Annotated in this window: 18 protein-coding genes; 8 read left to right on the top strand and 10 right to left on the bottom strand. The window is 67.2% G+C overall.

Annotated features, from left to right (window positions below; all coding sequences use genetic code 11):
• Nucleotides 1-63: 63 nt before the first annotated feature.
• Together ACV7NN_RS08285 and ACV7NN_RS08280 are read right to left on the bottom strand one after the other, a co-directional pair.
• Nucleotides 64-777, bottom strand: coding sequence for a glutamine amidotransferase (locus tag ACV7NN_RS08285; RefSeq protein ID WP_463349094.1), 714 nt, complete (start codon nt 775-777; stop codon nt 64-66).
• Nucleotides 774-1736 carry a cation diffusion facilitator family transporter gene (locus ACV7NN_RS08280; RefSeq protein ID WP_463349093.1) on the bottom strand — a complete coding sequence of 321 codons (963 nt, stop codon included), beginning with the start codon at nt 1734-1736 and terminating at the stop codon, nt 774-776. The genes ACV7NN_RS08285 and ACV7NN_RS08280 overlap by 4 nt, the downstream gene beginning before the upstream one ends.
• Nucleotides 1737-1759: 23 nt before the next feature.
• Between ACV7NN_RS08280 and proC the strand changes: the two genes are divergently transcribed.
• Nucleotides 1760-2608, top strand: coding sequence for a pyrroline-5-carboxylate reductase (gene proC / locus ACV7NN_RS08275; protein ID WP_463349092.1), 849 nt, complete (start codon nt 1760-1762; stop codon nt 2606-2608).
• Between the two features lie 66 nt (nt 2609-2674).
• Here proC and ACV7NN_RS08270 read toward each other — a convergent pair whose 3' ends face one another.
• The 3 genes from ACV7NN_RS08270 to ACV7NN_RS08260 all read right to left on the bottom strand — a co-directional run bounded on the left by ACV7NN_RS08270 (nt 2675) and on the right by ACV7NN_RS08260 (nt 5834).
• On the bottom strand, nt 2675-3589 hold the full coding sequence (locus ACV7NN_RS08270) for a hypothetical protein (protein ID WP_463349091.1): 915 nt from the start codon (nt 3587-3589) through the stop codon (nt 2675-2677).
• Between the two features lie 132 nt (nt 3590-3721).
• Nucleotides 3722-4393, bottom strand: a complete 672-nt coding sequence (locus ACV7NN_RS08265; RefSeq protein WP_463349090.1) for a potassium channel family protein — start codon at nt 4391-4393, stop codon at nt 3722-3724.
• Complete coding sequence (locus ACV7NN_RS08260) at nt 4386-5834, bottom strand: TrkH family potassium uptake protein (RefSeq protein WP_463349089.1); 1449 nt, start codon at nt 5832-5834, stop codon at nt 4386-4388. Before ACV7NN_RS08260 ends, ACV7NN_RS08265 begins: the two co-directional genes overlap by 8 nt.
• Before the next feature lie 73 nt (nt 5835-5907).
• Here ACV7NN_RS08260 and ACV7NN_RS08255 point away from each other — a divergent pair, with 73 nt between their 5' ends.
• The 5 genes from ACV7NN_RS08255 to ACV7NN_RS08235 all read left to right on the top strand — a co-directional run bounded on the left by ACV7NN_RS08255 (nt 5908) and on the right by ACV7NN_RS08235 (nt 7468).
• A complete protein-coding gene (locus ACV7NN_RS08255) occupies nt 5908-6336 on the top strand; it encodes an ArsR/SmtB family transcription factor (RefSeq protein WP_463349088.1) in 429 nt (142 codons plus the stop codon).
• 109 nt (nt 6337-6445) lie between these two features.
• On the top strand, nt 6446-6640 hold the full coding sequence (locus tag ACV7NN_RS08250) for a helix-turn-helix domain-containing protein (RefSeq protein ID WP_463349087.1): 195 nt from the start codon (nt 6446-6448) through the stop codon (nt 6638-6640).
• A 70-nt stretch (nt 6641-6710) separates the two neighbouring features.
• Nucleotides 6711-6809 (top strand): 30S ribosomal protein bS22, encoded by a 99-nt coding sequence (locus tag ACV7NN_RS08245; protein ID WP_003792170.1) that lies wholly within the window; start codon nt 6711-6713, stop codon nt 6807-6809.
• Between the two features lie 87 nt (nt 6810-6896).
• A complete protein-coding gene (locus tag ACV7NN_RS08240) occupies nt 6897-7172 on the top strand; it encodes a glutaredoxin family protein (protein ID WP_463349086.1) in 276 nt (91 codons plus the stop codon).
• Nucleotides 7169-7468 carry a Dabb family protein gene (locus ACV7NN_RS08235; protein ID WP_463349085.1) on the top strand — a complete coding sequence of 100 codons (300 nt, stop codon included), beginning with the start codon at nt 7169-7171 and terminating at the stop codon, nt 7466-7468. The genes ACV7NN_RS08240 and ACV7NN_RS08235 overlap by 4 nt, the downstream gene beginning before the upstream one ends.
• A gap of 67 nt (nt 7469-7535) precedes the next feature.
• On the opposite strand, the gene ACV7NN_RS08230 is transcribed toward ACV7NN_RS08235, so the two are convergent.
• From ACV7NN_RS08230 to ACV7NN_RS08220, 3 genes are all read right to left on the bottom strand, one after another.
• On the bottom strand, nt 7536-8237 hold the full coding sequence (locus ACV7NN_RS08230) for a GntR family transcriptional regulator (protein WP_463349084.1): 702 nt from the start codon (nt 8235-8237) through the stop codon (nt 7536-7538).
• A gap of 2 nt (nt 8238-8239) precedes the next feature.
• Nucleotides 8240-8944, bottom strand: a complete 705-nt coding sequence (locus tag ACV7NN_RS08225; protein ID WP_463349083.1) for a GntR family transcriptional regulator — start codon at nt 8942-8944, stop codon at nt 8240-8242.
• Between the two features lie 80 nt (nt 8945-9024).
• A complete protein-coding gene (locus ACV7NN_RS08220; RefSeq protein WP_463349082.1) occupies nt 9025-9426 on the bottom strand; it encodes an SHOCT domain-containing protein in 402 nt (133 codons plus the stop codon).
• Between the two features lie 263 nt (nt 9427-9689).
• Here ACV7NN_RS08220 and ACV7NN_RS08215 point away from each other — a divergent pair, with 263 nt between their 5' ends.
• Together ACV7NN_RS08215 and ACV7NN_RS08210 are read left to right on the top strand one after the other, a co-directional pair.
• Complete coding sequence (locus ACV7NN_RS08215) at nt 9690-10181, top strand: DUF805 domain-containing protein (RefSeq protein ID WP_463349081.1); 492 nt, start codon at nt 9690-9692, stop codon at nt 10179-10181.
• 30 nt (nt 10182-10211) lie between these two features.
• Nucleotides 10212-12128 (top strand): hypothetical protein, encoded by a 1917-nt coding sequence (locus tag ACV7NN_RS08210; RefSeq protein ID WP_463349080.1) that lies wholly within the window; start codon nt 10212-10214, stop codon nt 12126-12128.
• Nucleotides 12129-12171: 43 nt separating this feature from the next.
• Here ACV7NN_RS08210 and ACV7NN_RS08205 read toward each other — a convergent pair whose 3' ends face one another.
• Together ACV7NN_RS08205 and ACV7NN_RS08200 are read right to left on the bottom strand one after the other, a co-directional pair.
• Complete coding sequence (locus ACV7NN_RS08205) at nt 12172-12795, bottom strand: gamma carbonic anhydrase family protein (RefSeq protein WP_463349079.1); 624 nt, start codon at nt 12793-12795, stop codon at nt 12172-12174.
• A 57-nt stretch (nt 12796-12852) separates the two neighbouring features.
• Entirely contained in the window at nt 12853-14058 is a 1206-nt protein-coding gene (locus ACV7NN_RS08200; RefSeq protein WP_463349078.1) for an acetyl-CoA C-acetyltransferase, read from the bottom strand.
• Nucleotides 14059-14150 lie beyond the last annotated feature (92 nt).

Genomic DNA, 14150 nt, shown 5'->3' with positions numbered 1-14150 from the left:
ACCTGTGTCTCATCGCACGAGGTTTAACGCGTGCGGCGAGACACAACGGGCGCGAAACGCGGGTCAGGAGTGCCGGGCGGCGTCCAGCTGGTCGAGCCACTCGCCGAACGCGCGCCGCGACGCCTCCTGCATGGCTGCCGAATACTGTTCGCGTTCCGCACGGAGGGCATCCGCGTCGAGTCGTTGATCCGACAGCTCGTTGTAGCCGTCGACGACCCACTGCTCGTGCATCTCGTCGGTCACCTCGGGATGGAACTGCACGGCCAGCGCGTAGTCGCCGATCGAGAACGCTTCGTTGGAGTATGCGCTCGACGAAGCGAGCAGCGTCGCCCCGGCCGGGAGTTCGAACGTGTCGCCGTGCCATTCCACGACAGGAACTCCCGCGAAATGCCGCACCGGCGAATCCGCTCCGGCCGGCGTGGTCTCGACCGGGCGGAACCCGATCTCCTTCGTTTCCCCCTTGTAGACGCGCTCGCCGAGTGCGCCTGCGATCAGCTGCGCGCCGAGACACACCCCGAGGGTCGGTCGCCGGCCAGCGAGGCGGTCGCGCAGGAGCGCGCGCTCGTCGAGGAGGAAGGGATGCGCATCCGTCTCATACGCACCCATCTCGCCGCCGAGCACGACGACGAGATCCGCCTCGCCGGGGTCGATGGCCGTCAGGTCTTCGGTCGTCGCGTCCACGACGCGCACATCGTACCCGTGTTCGCGCAGCACCGGACCGATGTTGCCCAGATGGATCGTGGGGTCGTGCTGGAGCACGAGGGCCACGCGCGTCACTCGAGGCCCTTGATGACGATGGCGTCCGTGGTCGGATGGGTCCCCTCCGGGTCGACCCACACATCCGGCTCGATATAGATGGAGCGGGCGATGGGCACGGCCGCCCGGATACGCGCCTCGACCACATCGATCGCTTTCGCGACATCGGCGAGCCGGTCGTCGCCGGCCACCGCGACCTTGGTCGCGACGAGGAGTTCATCCGGTCCGAGGTACAGCGTCTTCATGTGGATGATCCGCTCCACTTCGTCGCCGGCGAGCACCGCCTTTTCGATCGCAGCGACGTCCTCGTCGCTCGCCCCTTCCCCCACGAGGAGGCTCTTCGTCTCGATGCCGAGCACGATCGCGACCACGATGAGCAGCAGGCCGATGAGCAGCGTGCCGATGGCGTCGAACACCCCGTTGTGCGTGATCGCGGTCAGTCCCACGCCGAACAGCGCGAACACGAGGCCGATGAGGGCGGCGACGTCTTCGAGGAGCACGACCGGCAGTTCAGGTGCTTTGGCGCGACGGATGAACTGGACCCACGACTGCTTGCCCTTCAGCGGCGTGGACTCGCGGATCGCCGTGCGCAGCGAGAAGCTCTCCAGCCCGATCGCGATCACCAGGACGAGAAGCGGCACCCAGACGTTGTCGAGCGCGTGCGGGTGCCGCAACTTCTCGATGCCCTCGTAGACGGAGAACACACCACCGACGGAGAACAGGATGATCGACACGACGAACGCGTAGACGTAGCGTTCGCGTCCGTAGCCGAACGGATGCTCCTTGTCCGCGTGCTTCTTCGCCTGTCGGCCGCCGAGCATCAGGAGCAGCTGGTTTCCGGAGTCCGCGAGCGAATGCACGCCCTCGGCGAGCATCGACGAGGAACCCGAGACGAACCAGGCGATGAACTTGGTCAGCGCGATTCCGAGGTTGGCCAGGAGGGCCGCGACGATCGCTCTGTTTCCACCGGATGCGCTCATGCTGACAATCCTAGGATGGTCGTGTGACCGAGACGCAGACCATCATCCTTCCCACCATCGCGATCCTGGGGGCGGGCTCCATGGGCGGGGCGATCCTCGCCGGACTCCTGAAACCCGGCGTGAAGGTCGAGGGCGGCATCCGCGTCACCAACCGCACCAGCGAGAAGGCCAACGACTTCGCGGAAACCCCTGGAGTCACCGCCTTCGCGACTGCGGAGAACGCAGACGCCAACCGGCTCGCCGTGGACGGAGCCGAGATCGTGCTCGTCGCTGTCAAGCCGCACATGGTGCCCGACCTGCTCCGCGAGATCGCCGGCTCGGTGACGCCAGGAGCCGTGATCGTCAGCGTCGCCGCGGGGGTGACCACCTCGACCTTCGAAGCGCACCTTCCGGGATCGGTGGCGGTGGTGCGGTCGATGCCCAACACGCCTGCGATCGTCGGGCGCGCCGTCACCGGCATCAGTGGCGGTCACCGTTCTTCGCCGGACGACATGGCCGTCGTGCGCACCCTCTTCGAGACGGTCGGCGAGGTCGTGGAGGTTCCGGAGAGCAGGCTGGATGCGCTGAGCACGATCTCCGGCTCCGGCCCCGCCTACGTCTTCTACCTCGTCGAGCAGCTCACAGCGACCGCGGTCGACAAGGGCTTCACGCGGGAGCAGGCGAGGCAGCTGGTCCATGGGACGTTCCTGGGCGCATCCGAACTGCTCGTCGCATCCGGCGAGGACCCTGCCGAGCTGCGGCGCCGGGTCACCAGCCCGAACGGGACGACCGAACGCGCCATCGGCGTGCTCGAGTCCGCGGACCTCAAGGCGCTCTTCGACCGCGCCACCAACGCCGCCCTGGCTCGGGCCCGCGAGCTCGCCCAGCCCTGAATTGAGTCGAGTCCGGGAAAAGTCCACTGATTCTTTGGACTCTCGCGGCCTTTTCCCGGACTCGACTCAACGAGCGAGTCGGGAGCGGATTCGGCGGACGAGGGCCTCCGGGGTGGTCCCGAGGTCGCGGGCAGTGACGTAGATCACCGACCAGCCGGCGTCCTCCAAGCGCTCTCGTCGGAGGATGTCATCGTTGTAGACAGCGGGATCGGTTCGATGGTGTTCACCCTGATACTCGATCGCCAGCCTGGACTGGGGGAGCGCAAGGTCGACCATCGCGACAAAATCGCCCTCCGGGCCGATCACCCGGTGGTTCAGGAGGGGGTCGGGCAGGCCCGCCCTCTGCATCAGCAGTCGGACGAGCGTTTCACGAGGCGAGAGCGATCCGTAACGGATCAACTCCAGCGCACGACGTGCCTTCGTGATGCCGCGTCTGTGCGCGCAGCGTGCTGCCGCCACCCGGAGATGGTCGATCGAGCTCGGCGGTCTGCGACCGGAATACGGCTCGTCGCCCGTGACGAGGAAGTCTCCCGCCGCGACGAGATCGTCCTCGCCGAGCGTCGACGCCAGCTGCACCCACGCATCCGCCGCACCGATCACGGGGAGCTCGCCGATACGGAGGACCTCCTGGCCCGCGTGCTGAAGTTCGTGAGCGGCCACACCGCGGAGCTGGGGTTCGCGGTCGGGCGTGAAGGCGCTGACATGCACCGGGCCCTTCTCGAGCCGCCGCGGAATCGGTATGCCATGGATCACCGCCGCTGAGGCGTGGCTGAAGACCACACCGTCCTTCAGTCGGGGCAGGAGGGCCCGGCAGCGCGAGAGGTGGTCGGAAAGGTCGACGCCGACCGAACGCACTCCGTGGAATGGTCGCTGAAGGTCGTCGCGCAGCAGGCGATGCCGGCTCATTCCGATCGCGCGCGCCTGTCGCACCGTGAACCCGTTCCGACGAAGCGAGTTTGCTGCATTCCCCCCAGAACTCATCCCTCAATCGTCCACGACCCGCGTCTTTCGTGCGCTGATCTCTCCACAACCCACGTGCGATGCGTTGAGTCCGGGAAAAGTCCGCACGATTCGAGAGAATCGGCGGACTTTTCCCGGACTCAACCGCTTCAGCTAGGACTCGAGGGCGGCGAAACGCTCGATGTCGGCGGAGGCGCCGGAGACGATGATGAGATCGTGGTCCGTGACGACAGTGTCCGGCGTCGCGTACGTGAAGGGCTTGCCGGGACTCTTCACTCCGACCACCGTGATGTTGTGCCTGCGGCGCACACCCGACTCCGACAGCGGCAGTCCGCGGATCGGCCTCGGCGGGAACATCTTGACGAGCGCGAAGTCGTCGTCGAATTCGATGAAGTCGAGCATCCGCCCCGAGACGAGGTGGGCCACCCGTTCGCCGGCCTCCGCCTCCGGGTAGATCACGTGGTTCGCGCCGATGCGCTCGAGGATCGTCCCGTGCGAGTGCGAGATCGCTTTCGCCCAGATCTGCGGGATCTTCAGGTCGACGAGGTTCGCGGTGATGAGAACGCTCGCTTCGATCGACGAGCCCACGGCGACGACGGCGATCGAGAAGTCCTGCGCTCCGATCTGGCGCAGCGCGTCGATCGACTTCGCGTCGGCCTGCACGGCATGGGTGACCCGTTCGGCCCATTTCTGGACGAGTCCCGCATCGGCGTCGATGGCGAGCACTTCGCGGTCGAGCCGGTCGAGTTCGCCCGCGGTCGCGGCCCCGAAGCGCCCCAGCCCGATCACGAGAACGGGCGCGTCGTGCTTGATCCGGTCAACCAACGAGGGGCCTCTCTTCCGGGCGCTGGAACAGTTGCCGCCGCTGGCTCTGCGCGAGCGCGGCAGCGAGTGTCACTGTACCAACGCGCCCGAGGAACATGGTCGCGGCCAGGACGTAGACCCCGGCGTCCGGCAGTCTCTCGGTAAGACCGGTGGACAGGCCGCAGGTCGCGAACGCCGAGATGACGTCGAAGAGCACATGGTCGAGCGGCGCTTTCGTGAATTGCAGGATGACGATGCTCGACACGGCGACGGTGGTCGCGCCCCACAGCACGATGGCGACCGCGAGCCGCAGGACGTCGCCCGGGATGCGCCGACGGAACGCATCCATCGACTCGACTCCGCGCGCCTCCGCCAGGGCGGCCAGGAAGAGCACGGCCAGCGTGGTGACTTTGATGCCGCCGGCCGTGGAGGCCGACCCGCCGCCGATGAACATGAGCATGTCCGTGACGAGCAGGCTCGACCCGTTCAGCTTGCTGATGTCGATCGTCGAGAACCCGCCGGATCGGCTCATCGTCGACAGGAAGAACGACTGGAAGACCGTGTCTCCCGGTCCGAGCCGGCCGAACGTCTTCGGGTTGTCGTGTTCGAGGACGATGTACAGCACCGCACCGGCGACGAGCAGGATGGCCATCATCAGCAGTGTCAGCCGCACGTGGATGGACCAGCGCCGGCGACGTCCCCGGTTCTCCCGGCGCAGGTTCTGCGCGATCGCGTAGATCACCGGGAATCCGATCGCGCCCAGGAAGACGCCGATCATGAGGACGCCGAGGAACCAGAAGTCGGTCGCGAACGGTGCCAGTCCTTCGGCGTTGGGGACGAATCCCGTGTTGGTGAACGCCATGGCCGAGTAGTAGAGGCTGTCGAGGATGGACTCACCCAGCGGGAATCCCGCGATCAGGATGCGGGGAAAGAGCAGGGCCGCGACCAGACCTTCGATGACGATCATGCTCATCGCGATCGTCACCAGGAGGTTGCCGATCTCGCCGAGCCGCACGGCCTGCCCTTCGGCCACAGGACCGCTGTGCAGGCGGAGCGGGTTGGAGTCGCTCGCCGCCATGAGCTTCGCCCGGAGTCCGAGCCTGCGCGAGATCACCAGCCCGAGGATGGACGCCATGGTCAGCACACCCACCGCACCGATCTGCACGCCGACGTAGACGAGCACGTGGCCGAAGCCCGACCAGTGGGTCGCCATGTCGACGGTCGACAGGCCCGTGACGCAGATCACGGAGACGGCGGTGAACAACGCATCGGCGAGGGGAGTGCTGCTGCGCTCGACGGTCGCGATGGGCAACGAGAAGAGGAGAGTGAACAGCAGGATGAGCGACACGAAGACGACGATCGCGAATCGTGAAGGGCTGCGGCCCGCGAAGCCGTTGACCGCCTCCCTGAGCCGTCCGCCCCAGCTCGTGGGGGTGAGGCGCGAAACCCGGGCAGCGCTCATCCGTTGCTCCTCCCCGACGACAGGCAACAGCTTGTCATGGTACTCCGGTGGCCGAAGTGACTACCCTTGACCCATGGCCGACATCTTTGACGTGATCGCAGACGCGACCCGACGCGAGATCCTCCGTGTCCTGCTCGACCGATACGTCGATGATGTGCATCATTCCGGGGAGATCAGCGTCTCCGAGATCGTCGCCAAGCTGGAGCTGAGCCAGCCGACGGTGTCGAAGCACCTGAAGGTGCTGCGGGATGCGGGGCTCGTGAAGGTGCGCGAGGAGGGCCAGCACCGCTACTACCAGCTGGACTCGGGTCCGCTCGAGGACGTCGAGGACTGGATCATCCCGTTCCTCTCCTCCGATTTCGAGGAGCTGGAAGCCAGCGAGGCGCTCGCCCAGGAGACGCGCGAGTTCGCCGGTTCGGTCGGCAAGGTCCTGGCGGACACCAGCCACCGGGTGACCACCGCGGTGGAGAAGGTGACGCCGCGCAAGTGGCGTCGCGAATAGCCTTCCGACCTCCCTATTTACAGCGCGGGCACGCTGCCATAGAGTTTCGATTCACTACTCGCGTCACACGAGTAACATTGCGATTACCCGAACGCAAAGGACCATCGAGATGGCTGCCGATCTTTCCGACGTGCGTTTCCTGACGGTTGCCGAGGTGGCCAACATGATGCGCGTGTCACGCATGACCGTGTACCGGCTCGTGCATTCCGGGGAGCTTCCCGCGATCCGCTTCGGGCGTTCCTTCCGGGTCCCCGAGTCGGCCGTCACGCATGCCCTGGAGAACCACGTCGCCGAGACCGCCTAGGTTCCGCTAGACTTGGCCTTTGTGTCGCCGCGAAACCCGCGGCAAACCCCCTATTCTTTGTGAGGTCTTTGTGGGTTCCGTAATCAAGAAGCGCCGCAAGCGTATGGCGAAGAAGAAGCACCGCAAGCTGCTTCGCAAGACGCGCCACCAGCGTCGCAACAAGAAGTAGAGCTTCCGCGGGGGTCGTCCCTCGCTGCTGTACTGGTCGAGAGCGTCGGATCCTTCGGGGGTTCGGCGCTTTTTGCTGCCCGAAACTATGCTTGACCCCGTGCCCCACGTCGACCTCACCCTGATCGGCAAACCCGGCTGCCATCTGTGCGATGACGCCCGCGATGTCATCACGGGTGTCGTCGCCGGACTGCCGGAAGGGTCGCCCGAGATCACGATCGCCGAGCGCTCGATCCTCGACGATCCGGAACTGCTCGAGCGTTATGCCGACGAGATCCCGGTGGTCCTCATCGACGGGCGGATGCACACCTATTGGCGCGTCGATCCGGCACGTCTTCGCACAGCACTCCTGGAGGCATCATGATCCGCCACGTCGTCTCGTGGAAACTCGCCGCGACGGATCAGGCGGAGCGCGCTGAGCACGCCGCCGCGATCGCCCGCGGCCTCGAGGCGCTGCCCGCGTCGATCCCCGAGATCCTGCGGCTCGAGGTGGGCACGAACGTGCTCAACCCCGGCGCGAATTTCGACCTGGTGCTGATCGCCGACTACGAGGATGAGGCCGCGTTGCTGCGCTACCAGGAGCATCCGGATCATCTCACGGTGGCTTCGTTCATCCGGTCGGTGGTCGCGGAGCGCTCGTCGGTCGACTTCGAGGTCTGACCCGGATCGCCGGGCCGCCGACCTGGCCACCGACGCGTCGTCGGACGAGCGGTGCGGGCCCGCCTGATCAGACGAGCGGCCGGGCGTCGATCTCGGCGTCCGTGCGACGGTAGTCCCGGATGAACGTCTCGCGCGCCGGCGCGTACAGGTCGCGGATGAGCTCGGCCGTGCGTTCTCCGTCGCGGGCTTTCGCGGCGGCCGCGATCTCCGCGACCGCTGACGCCACATCCTCGATCTCGAACGGCATCTGCCAGACGGTCACATAGCGCAGCAGCTGCGGGCTGAGACCCTCGGCGGCCGTCAGGAGCACGGTGTTGTCGGTGGATTTCTCGAACTCGACGAAGAAGTCGCGCAAGGCGGCGCCGAGCCCGGGCAGGTCTCCGGATGCTGCGAGCCGCTTGGCGTTCTTGCTGTACTCCCCGAGTCGGCGGATCGCTGCCGCCTCCATCGTCGCGACGGAGGTGCGTGCCGCGTATTCGACGAGGATCCCGGTCGCGTAGATCGCCTCGTCGATCGCGCGGAGGTCGATGGGCGCGACCCGCGTGTAGCGGTTCGGGGCGAGCTCGACGAGGCCGATGTCGGCGAGTTTCATGAGGGCTTCGCGCACCGGTGTGCGGGAGACGCCCAGCCACGCCGTCAGCTTCTCGTCCAGGAGCACCTCGCCGGGCTCGAGCGTGCCGTCGAGAATCGCGGTGTAGAGCCGTTCGTAGACGACGTCGCGCAGGAGCCGGCGTTCGACCGGCCGTGAGTCCGTGGTGGGTAGTGGCACGGTCAGACCGCCTTCGATGCGGTCGCGGCGCTGACGTCTTCGGCCAGGTCGTCGACGAGGGCGGTGAGGGCCACATCCCAGTACTGACGGACGCTCGCGGCAGCGCCGTCGGCGTCGCGACGCCTGGTGGCGTCGACGATCTCCCGGATGATGGGGGCGCCCAACTGGAATCCGCGCAGCGACGGCGTGGCCTTCAGCGCGCGACTGAGTTCGGGCACGTGGCGGGTCGTGAGCCTGGCGATGGTCTTGTTGTCGAGTCGGCGCACGTAGATGTTGAGGAGTGAGTCGGTGAGGTGGGACTGGCGGCGATCCTCGGAGACGCCCTCCCGTTCATCCGCTTCTGCACGCTGGGCGAACTCGTCGAGCTCCGCGAGGTCGCCCTCGGTGACGAGCGGAACCGTGTCGCGGACGACGCTGACGTAGAGCGCGCCGAGCATGGCGACGAGACCCCGCAGGCGGGGGATGTCGATCGGCGCGACCCGCGTGCGCTTCTGGGGAAGCACCTCGACCAGCCCCATCGCCGCGAGCTGGTTGAGTGCTTCACGGACGGGTGTGCGTGAGACACCGACCCATTCTTCGATCTCGGAGTCGTGCAATTGCTCGCCTGGGGCGAGGTCTCCGCTGACGATGGCGTCGAGCAGCCGGAGGAAGACTTCGTCGCGGATCAGCCTGCGCGGTGTGACGCTCTCGGTCGTTGGGACAGGCATACATGCATATTACATCCGGGTCGCCCAGACGGCCCCTGACCCGCGGAATCCGAGGTCAAGGGCCGAAAACCGGGCGCTGGTCAGGATCCGGCGTAGAGGTTGCTGCCGAGGGCCTTCGCCTTGAGCGCGTCGAATTCTCCCTGCGAGATGACGCCGCTGTCGAGCAGCTGTTTGGCCTTCGCGATGTCCTCGGCCGGTGAGGTGGTGGCGACCGTGCGGATGCGGTCGTCCACCTGCGTGCGTGCCCGGTTGGCTGCCTCGGCCTGGCGTTCGGCCATCCCACGTCCGCGCGCGATCAGGTAGACGAGGGCGGTGAGGAACGGCATGAAGATGAGGAAGATGATCCAGACGGCTTTCCACCATCCGTTCAGCTTCTGGTCGCGGAACAGGTCACCGATGATCGCGAACAGCGCCATGAGGTAGGCGAGGAACGCGAAGGCCCAGAAGAAGAGCCAGATGACGTTCCAGAAGTTGTTGAACATGTGATCGTCCTTCCGACGGTCGGCGCACCACCCTGGCGGCGCTCGTATGGACAAGCTAGCGTGCAATGGGCTGCCGACAACAGGGTCAGGTCGGGGGCCGACGGGCCCGCTCCCCATGTGCTGCCTCTACGGAGGCCGCCCTTGCGTTGTGGGGACGTGGCACGTAGGCGGGCCGCATCAGCACCGAATCCAGGTGGGATCGCCCCTGAGAGCGATCGTGAATGCCACATAGGGCGGAGATGGTCGCCCTAGCGTGAACCACCATGAACAACCCGATCACCACCGCGCCCACCTATTCGTCCGAACGAACAAGCGATACCCCATTGTGGGCACCCCTTTACGGAGCCTCCCTCGGCCAAGCGATCCGGCGCTTCTTCGCGAAGTATGCGGACTTCACCGGCCGCGCCAGCCGCAGCGAATTCTGGTGGTGGTTCGGCGTCAATGTCGTCGTGGTCGTGGCACTTTACATCGCGATCATGGTCTTCATCGTTGCCGGTGCCACGAGCGCCCACGGCATCGTCCGGCCCGGCCCCCTGAGCTCGCTCTCCTGGTTGCCCTCAGTGCTCCTCGGCGCTTGGGTCCTCGGCACGGTCGTGCCATTCCTGGCGCTGATCTGGCGACGCCTGCACGACGCGAACTTTGCCGGACCGCTCGCCCTTCTCGGCCTGATCCCGTTCGGTGGCGCTTTCATCCTGCTCATCTTGCTCGAACAGCGATCCAAGCCGGAGGGCGCGCGCTTCGACAGACCGCGCTAGCAGCTTGGGGCGCCGCGGTAGGCTGACGCCATGAAGGCCGAGCTTCCGCCCCGGGTGTGGGCGGGGCGCGGAGGCTTCGGCTGGATCCTCCTCGTGATCGGGGTCGTCGGCGGTGCCGTGCTGGCGCTGGCGGCCGGAGTCGTGCTGGTCGTGGTCGCGATCGTCGTCTGGCTGGTCTGGCTGGTCTCCTGGCTGGTCGGCTATGCGTGGGCATGGATCTGGTACGCGGGCCAGCGGATGCGGCGGGTCGAGTATCCGTTCGTCATCCCGTCCCCGACCTCTCGGCGCCGCCGGTCGGACGTGTTCAGTTCCTCCTATCTGAGCGGCGCGCCGCGATTCGTGGGCGCGACGGCCCGGCTCGCGGGCTTCCTCCTCGGGCCGGTGGCGCTGGCGTCGAGCCTGATCGGCATCGTGTCGCCACGGTGGCGGGCGCGACCATACCTTGCTGTGTTCACGCTTCGGGGGATCCTCGCCAAGGCAGTCGGGCTCGGTCGCCGCCGCGGGTGGCTGATCGACGGACACGACCCGTCGGTGCAGACCTTCGACGATTTCCTCGTGGTCGCCTTTCCGCAGATCGCCGACTTCGTGCGATGGTGGCGCGATCCGGATGCGCCGGTCGACTACGTGCCGTCATCGGGCCTTCACGACTCGACGGCCGACCAGCTCGGTCTCACGCTCGGCACCTACCCGGACCCACTCGGGTTTCCGGGACTTGCGGCAGGTGCGATGCGGAGGCGTCAGATCACCGGGTACCGCGATCTGCTGGTCAGCCAGCGGGAGATCGACGACCTCTGCGACCCGGATCTCGACGATCGCAACGAGGTCGGGGTCGTGAGGATCACGTCCAGGATCGCAGCGGACGGCATCCGCCGCTGGCTCGTCCAGTTCCCGAGCACCAAATCGTGGCATCCACGGGCGGGCATCGCGCCGAACGACATCACCGCCGACCTGGTGATCGGTGCGGAACACGAGCCGACGATGACGCGCGCCGCGCTCGCCGCAATGACGGTCGCCGGCATCGCCCCGGGTGAACCGGTGATGCTCGCCGGTTTCAGCCTCGGCGGCATGGTGGCGGCGCAGGTCGCCGTGCGGGCCGCGCGGCACGGGTTCACGGTCACGCACCTGGTCACGGCCGGCGCGCCGCTCGGCCGGGTGCCGGTTCCGGAGAGCATCCGGGTGCTGGCGCTCGAGCACGTGCTCGACATCGTGCCGCGCATCGAGGGGCGCGAGAACCCGATGGATCGCGCAGCTGTGGTCCCGCAGTGGCTCACCGTGAAGGCGGGGCCGGCGCTCCCTGGCGGATTCCGGCTCGGTGTGCTTCACCAGTCGACGGCGTACGCCGACACGGCGGGTGCTGTGGAGGATGATCCGCCGGACGAACAGGTCGCCGCGGCGCTCGCCGTACTCGGTGAGTTCTTCGGCCCCGGTCAGCGGCTGGTCGATTACGCCGTGCAGCGCGAAGGCGCCTATTCGGTGCAGTCCTCTGTTCCGTTCTACCTGCACAGCACGGTCGAGGAGGGGATCACGCGCAACACGCTCCGCATGACTCTTCGCCGCCTGCCCGGCGTGATCGCCGTCGACATCTACGAGTCGCGCGCGGGACTTGCGACGACGATCCTCTGGAACGCCGACGTGCTTGTCCGCAGCCTGCGGCCCTGGTTCACCGAGGTCGAGCGTTTCGCGGTCTATCGCGGGCTGCTCTCACTGCTGAAGCGGCGGCGCGCGGTCGGGTTCCACTTTCGGCTCCAGGCGAAGGAGACGCCGGGAGTGACGTGGGAGGCGACCGTGCAGCGCATGCCCGACGGGCGCTGGCGTGAAGTCATCGACATCGCCTTCGACAGCGTCGAGGCGGAGCGCGAGTTCCTGCCCGTGCTGTTGCCGGACGGGTGGGCATCGACTGTCACCTACTATCCGGCGAACGCGTTCCAGCCGGTTCGCACGCGCTGACGGTTCCGCGCCCGGGATGCGGGGAGATGCCCTTCGTGTGTTCTCAGATCGAGGCTGTCTCGTCGTCGACGAGGGCGTCGCCCCCGTGGCTGTGGAGTGAGCGCGCATAACGCTCGGTGAGCTCGACCATGAAGGGCCGGTCGATGTTCATGGGGTCGATGCCGAACACGTATCCGGCGAAGTCGAGCGACCGTTGTCGTTCCCAGATCGCCTGGTGCTGGTCGGGCGGGAGGATCTCCGCTGGGTCGCCGACGGCCACCCAGCCGATGGGAACGGTGGAGTCCTCGGGAAGTGACGTGCGCAGGTGCACGATGGCGTCGATGCGCACTTCGGACCCGCGACCGAGCCGTGCCCCGTTGAAGATCCGGGCGCCGGTCGCGACGAAGACCTCTGATTCGATGCTCGCGCCGACCACATAGGTGTGCGGACCGATCAGGGTGTGGTCGCCGATGGTCACTGGGTTCTGCCTCGTCGAGCGGATGATCGCGTTCTCCATCACGATGACGTGCTCGCCGAGCCGGATCGGGCCGCCCTCGTCGGTCAGGACCGCGCCGAAGAGGATGCGGCAGTGCGCACCGATCTCGACGTCACCGCTCAGGACGGCCGTCGGCGCGACATACGCCGTCGGGTGGACGCGGGGCCGCGCTGCGCGGTGTTCGATCTCCATCTGGTCACATGACCCGCCCGCGCGGCCGCGCCACGCCACCGGGTGCTTCCCTTCCTGTCAGCGGGTGAGAATGAGTGCGTCACCCTGGCCGCCGCCACCGCAGAGTGCAACGGCAGCGTGACCGGATCCGCGACGGTTCAGCTCGTGCGCTGCGTGGACGACGAGACGGGCGCCCGAAGCGCCGATCGGGTGTCCGACAGCGATCGCGCCGCCGTGGATGTTGACCCGCTCGTGGTCGAGCCCCAGGTCGGCCATCGACTGCAGCGCTACCGCCGCGAAGGCCTCATTGATCTCGATGAAGTCGAGATCGGATGCGGCGAGGTCTGTTTTCGAGAGCGCCGCAGCGATTGCGTGCGAGGGTTGCGAATGCAGCGAATTGTCGGGGCCCGCAACGGACGCATTCGCGCCGAGGACGGCGAGCCAGGGGAGTCCACGACGCTCCGCGTTCCCCCTGCTCGTCAGGATGACGGCCGCTGCCCCGTCGCTCAGTGGCGATGAGTTGCCCGCGGTGAGGGTGCCGTCGTCCGCGAAGCTCGGGCGCAGTCTGCCCAGCGTTTCTGCGGTCGAGTCCGGTCGCACGCCCTCGTCGGCATCGATGACGATCGGATCGCCCTTCCGCTGGGGGATGGACACGGGAGCCAGCTCGGCGTCGAAGATCCCGGCGGCGGCAGCAGCCCCGGCGCGTCGGTGCGATGCTGCCGCGAATTCGTCCTGCGCCTCGCGGGTCAGCCCGAGCTTGGAGGTGAAGCGCTCTGTGGATGCCCCCATCGAGTCGCCGTCGAACGCATCGGTGAGCCCGTCATGAGCCGCTGAATCCAGCGCGCTGATGGAGCCGTATGACCAGCCGAGGCGGGAGCCGGGCAGGACGTGCGGTGCGTTCGTCATCGATTCCTGGCCGCCTGCGACGACCACTTCGGCCTCGCCGGACCGGATGAGCCTGGCCGCGTCGACGATCGCGGCCAGTCCCGAGAGGCACACTTTGTTGATGGTGACGGTGGGAACCTGCCAGCCGATCCCGGATGCGATCGAGGTCTGGCGCGCCGGGTTCTGGCCGGCCCCGGCCTGCAGCACCTGCCCGAAGATGAGCGCGTCGACGTCGGCGGCGCCGAGCGCGCCAGCGCTTCCCGCGCTGAGGCGTTCGAGCGCGGCGCGGACCGCAACGGCTCCCAGGTCGACAGCCCGCAGCGATGCGAGATTGCCCTTGATCTTGCCCTGCGGTGTGCGTGCAGCAGACAGTATGACGACGTCGGTGTTGGCGGTCATGACGACTCCTTAGTGGCCTGAAAACGGCGGCTCGTGGCCGCTCACTTCCACGATCTCACACCGAGGGACGCCTCGCACGCGAACCCCATCCA

Source organism: Leifsonia sp. Ger2509, from assembly GCF_055231915.1.
The sequence above is the reverse complement of the archived record's forward strand: the minus strand, read 5'-3'. Positions and strand labels throughout refer to the sequence as shown.

Excerpts from the sequence above, each read along its gene's own strand:
- ACV7NN_RS08255 (WP_463349088.1), top strand. The coding sequence starts at position 5,908 with ATGGCCGACATCTTTGACGTGATCGCAGACGCGACCCGACGCGAGATC.
- ACV7NN_RS08260 (WP_463349089.1), bottom strand. The coding sequence starts at position 5,834 with ATGAGCGCTGCCCGGGTTTCGCGCCTCACCCCCACGAGCTGGGGCGGA.
- ACV7NN_RS08210 (WP_463349080.1), top strand. The coding sequence starts at position 10,212 with ATGAAGGCCGAGCTTCCGCCCCGGGTGTGGGCGGGGCGCGGAGGCTTC.
- ACV7NN_RS08200 (WP_463349078.1), bottom strand. The coding sequence starts at position 14,058 with ATGACCGCCAACACCGACGTCGTCATACTGTCTGCTGCACGCACACCG.
- ACV7NN_RS08205 (WP_463349079.1), bottom strand. The coding sequence starts at position 12,795 with ATGGAGATCGAACACCGCGCAGCGCGGCCCCGCGTCCACCCGACGGCG.
- ACV7NN_RS08235 (WP_463349085.1), top strand. The coding sequence starts at position 7,169 with ATGATCCGCCACGTCGTCTCGTGGAAACTCGCCGCGACGGATCAGGCG.
- ACV7NN_RS08270 (WP_463349091.1), bottom strand. The coding sequence starts at position 3,589 with ATGAGTTCTGGGGGGAATGCAGCAAACTCGCTTCGTCGGAACGGGTTC.
- ACV7NN_RS08220 (WP_463349082.1), bottom strand. The coding sequence starts at position 9,426 with ATGTTCAACAACTTCTGGAACGTCATCTGGCTCTTCTTCTGGGCCTTC.
- ACV7NN_RS08250 (WP_463349087.1), top strand. The coding sequence starts at position 6,446 with ATGGCTGCCGATCTTTCCGACGTGCGTTTCCTGACGGTTGCCGAGGTG.
- ACV7NN_RS08215 (WP_463349081.1), top strand. The coding sequence starts at position 9,690 with ATGAACAACCCGATCACCACCGCGCCCACCTATTCGTCCGAACGAACA.
- ACV7NN_RS08240 (WP_463349086.1), top strand. The coding sequence starts at position 6,897 with ATGCTTGACCCCGTGCCCCACGTCGACCTCACCCTGATCGGCAAACCC.
- ACV7NN_RS08225 (WP_463349083.1), bottom strand. The coding sequence starts at position 8,944 with ATGCCTGTCCCAACGACCGAGAGCGTCACACCGCGCAGGCTGATCCGC.
- ACV7NN_RS08280 (WP_463349093.1), bottom strand. The coding sequence starts at position 1,736 with ATGAGCGCATCCGGTGGAAACAGAGCGATCGTCGCGGCCCTCCTGGCC.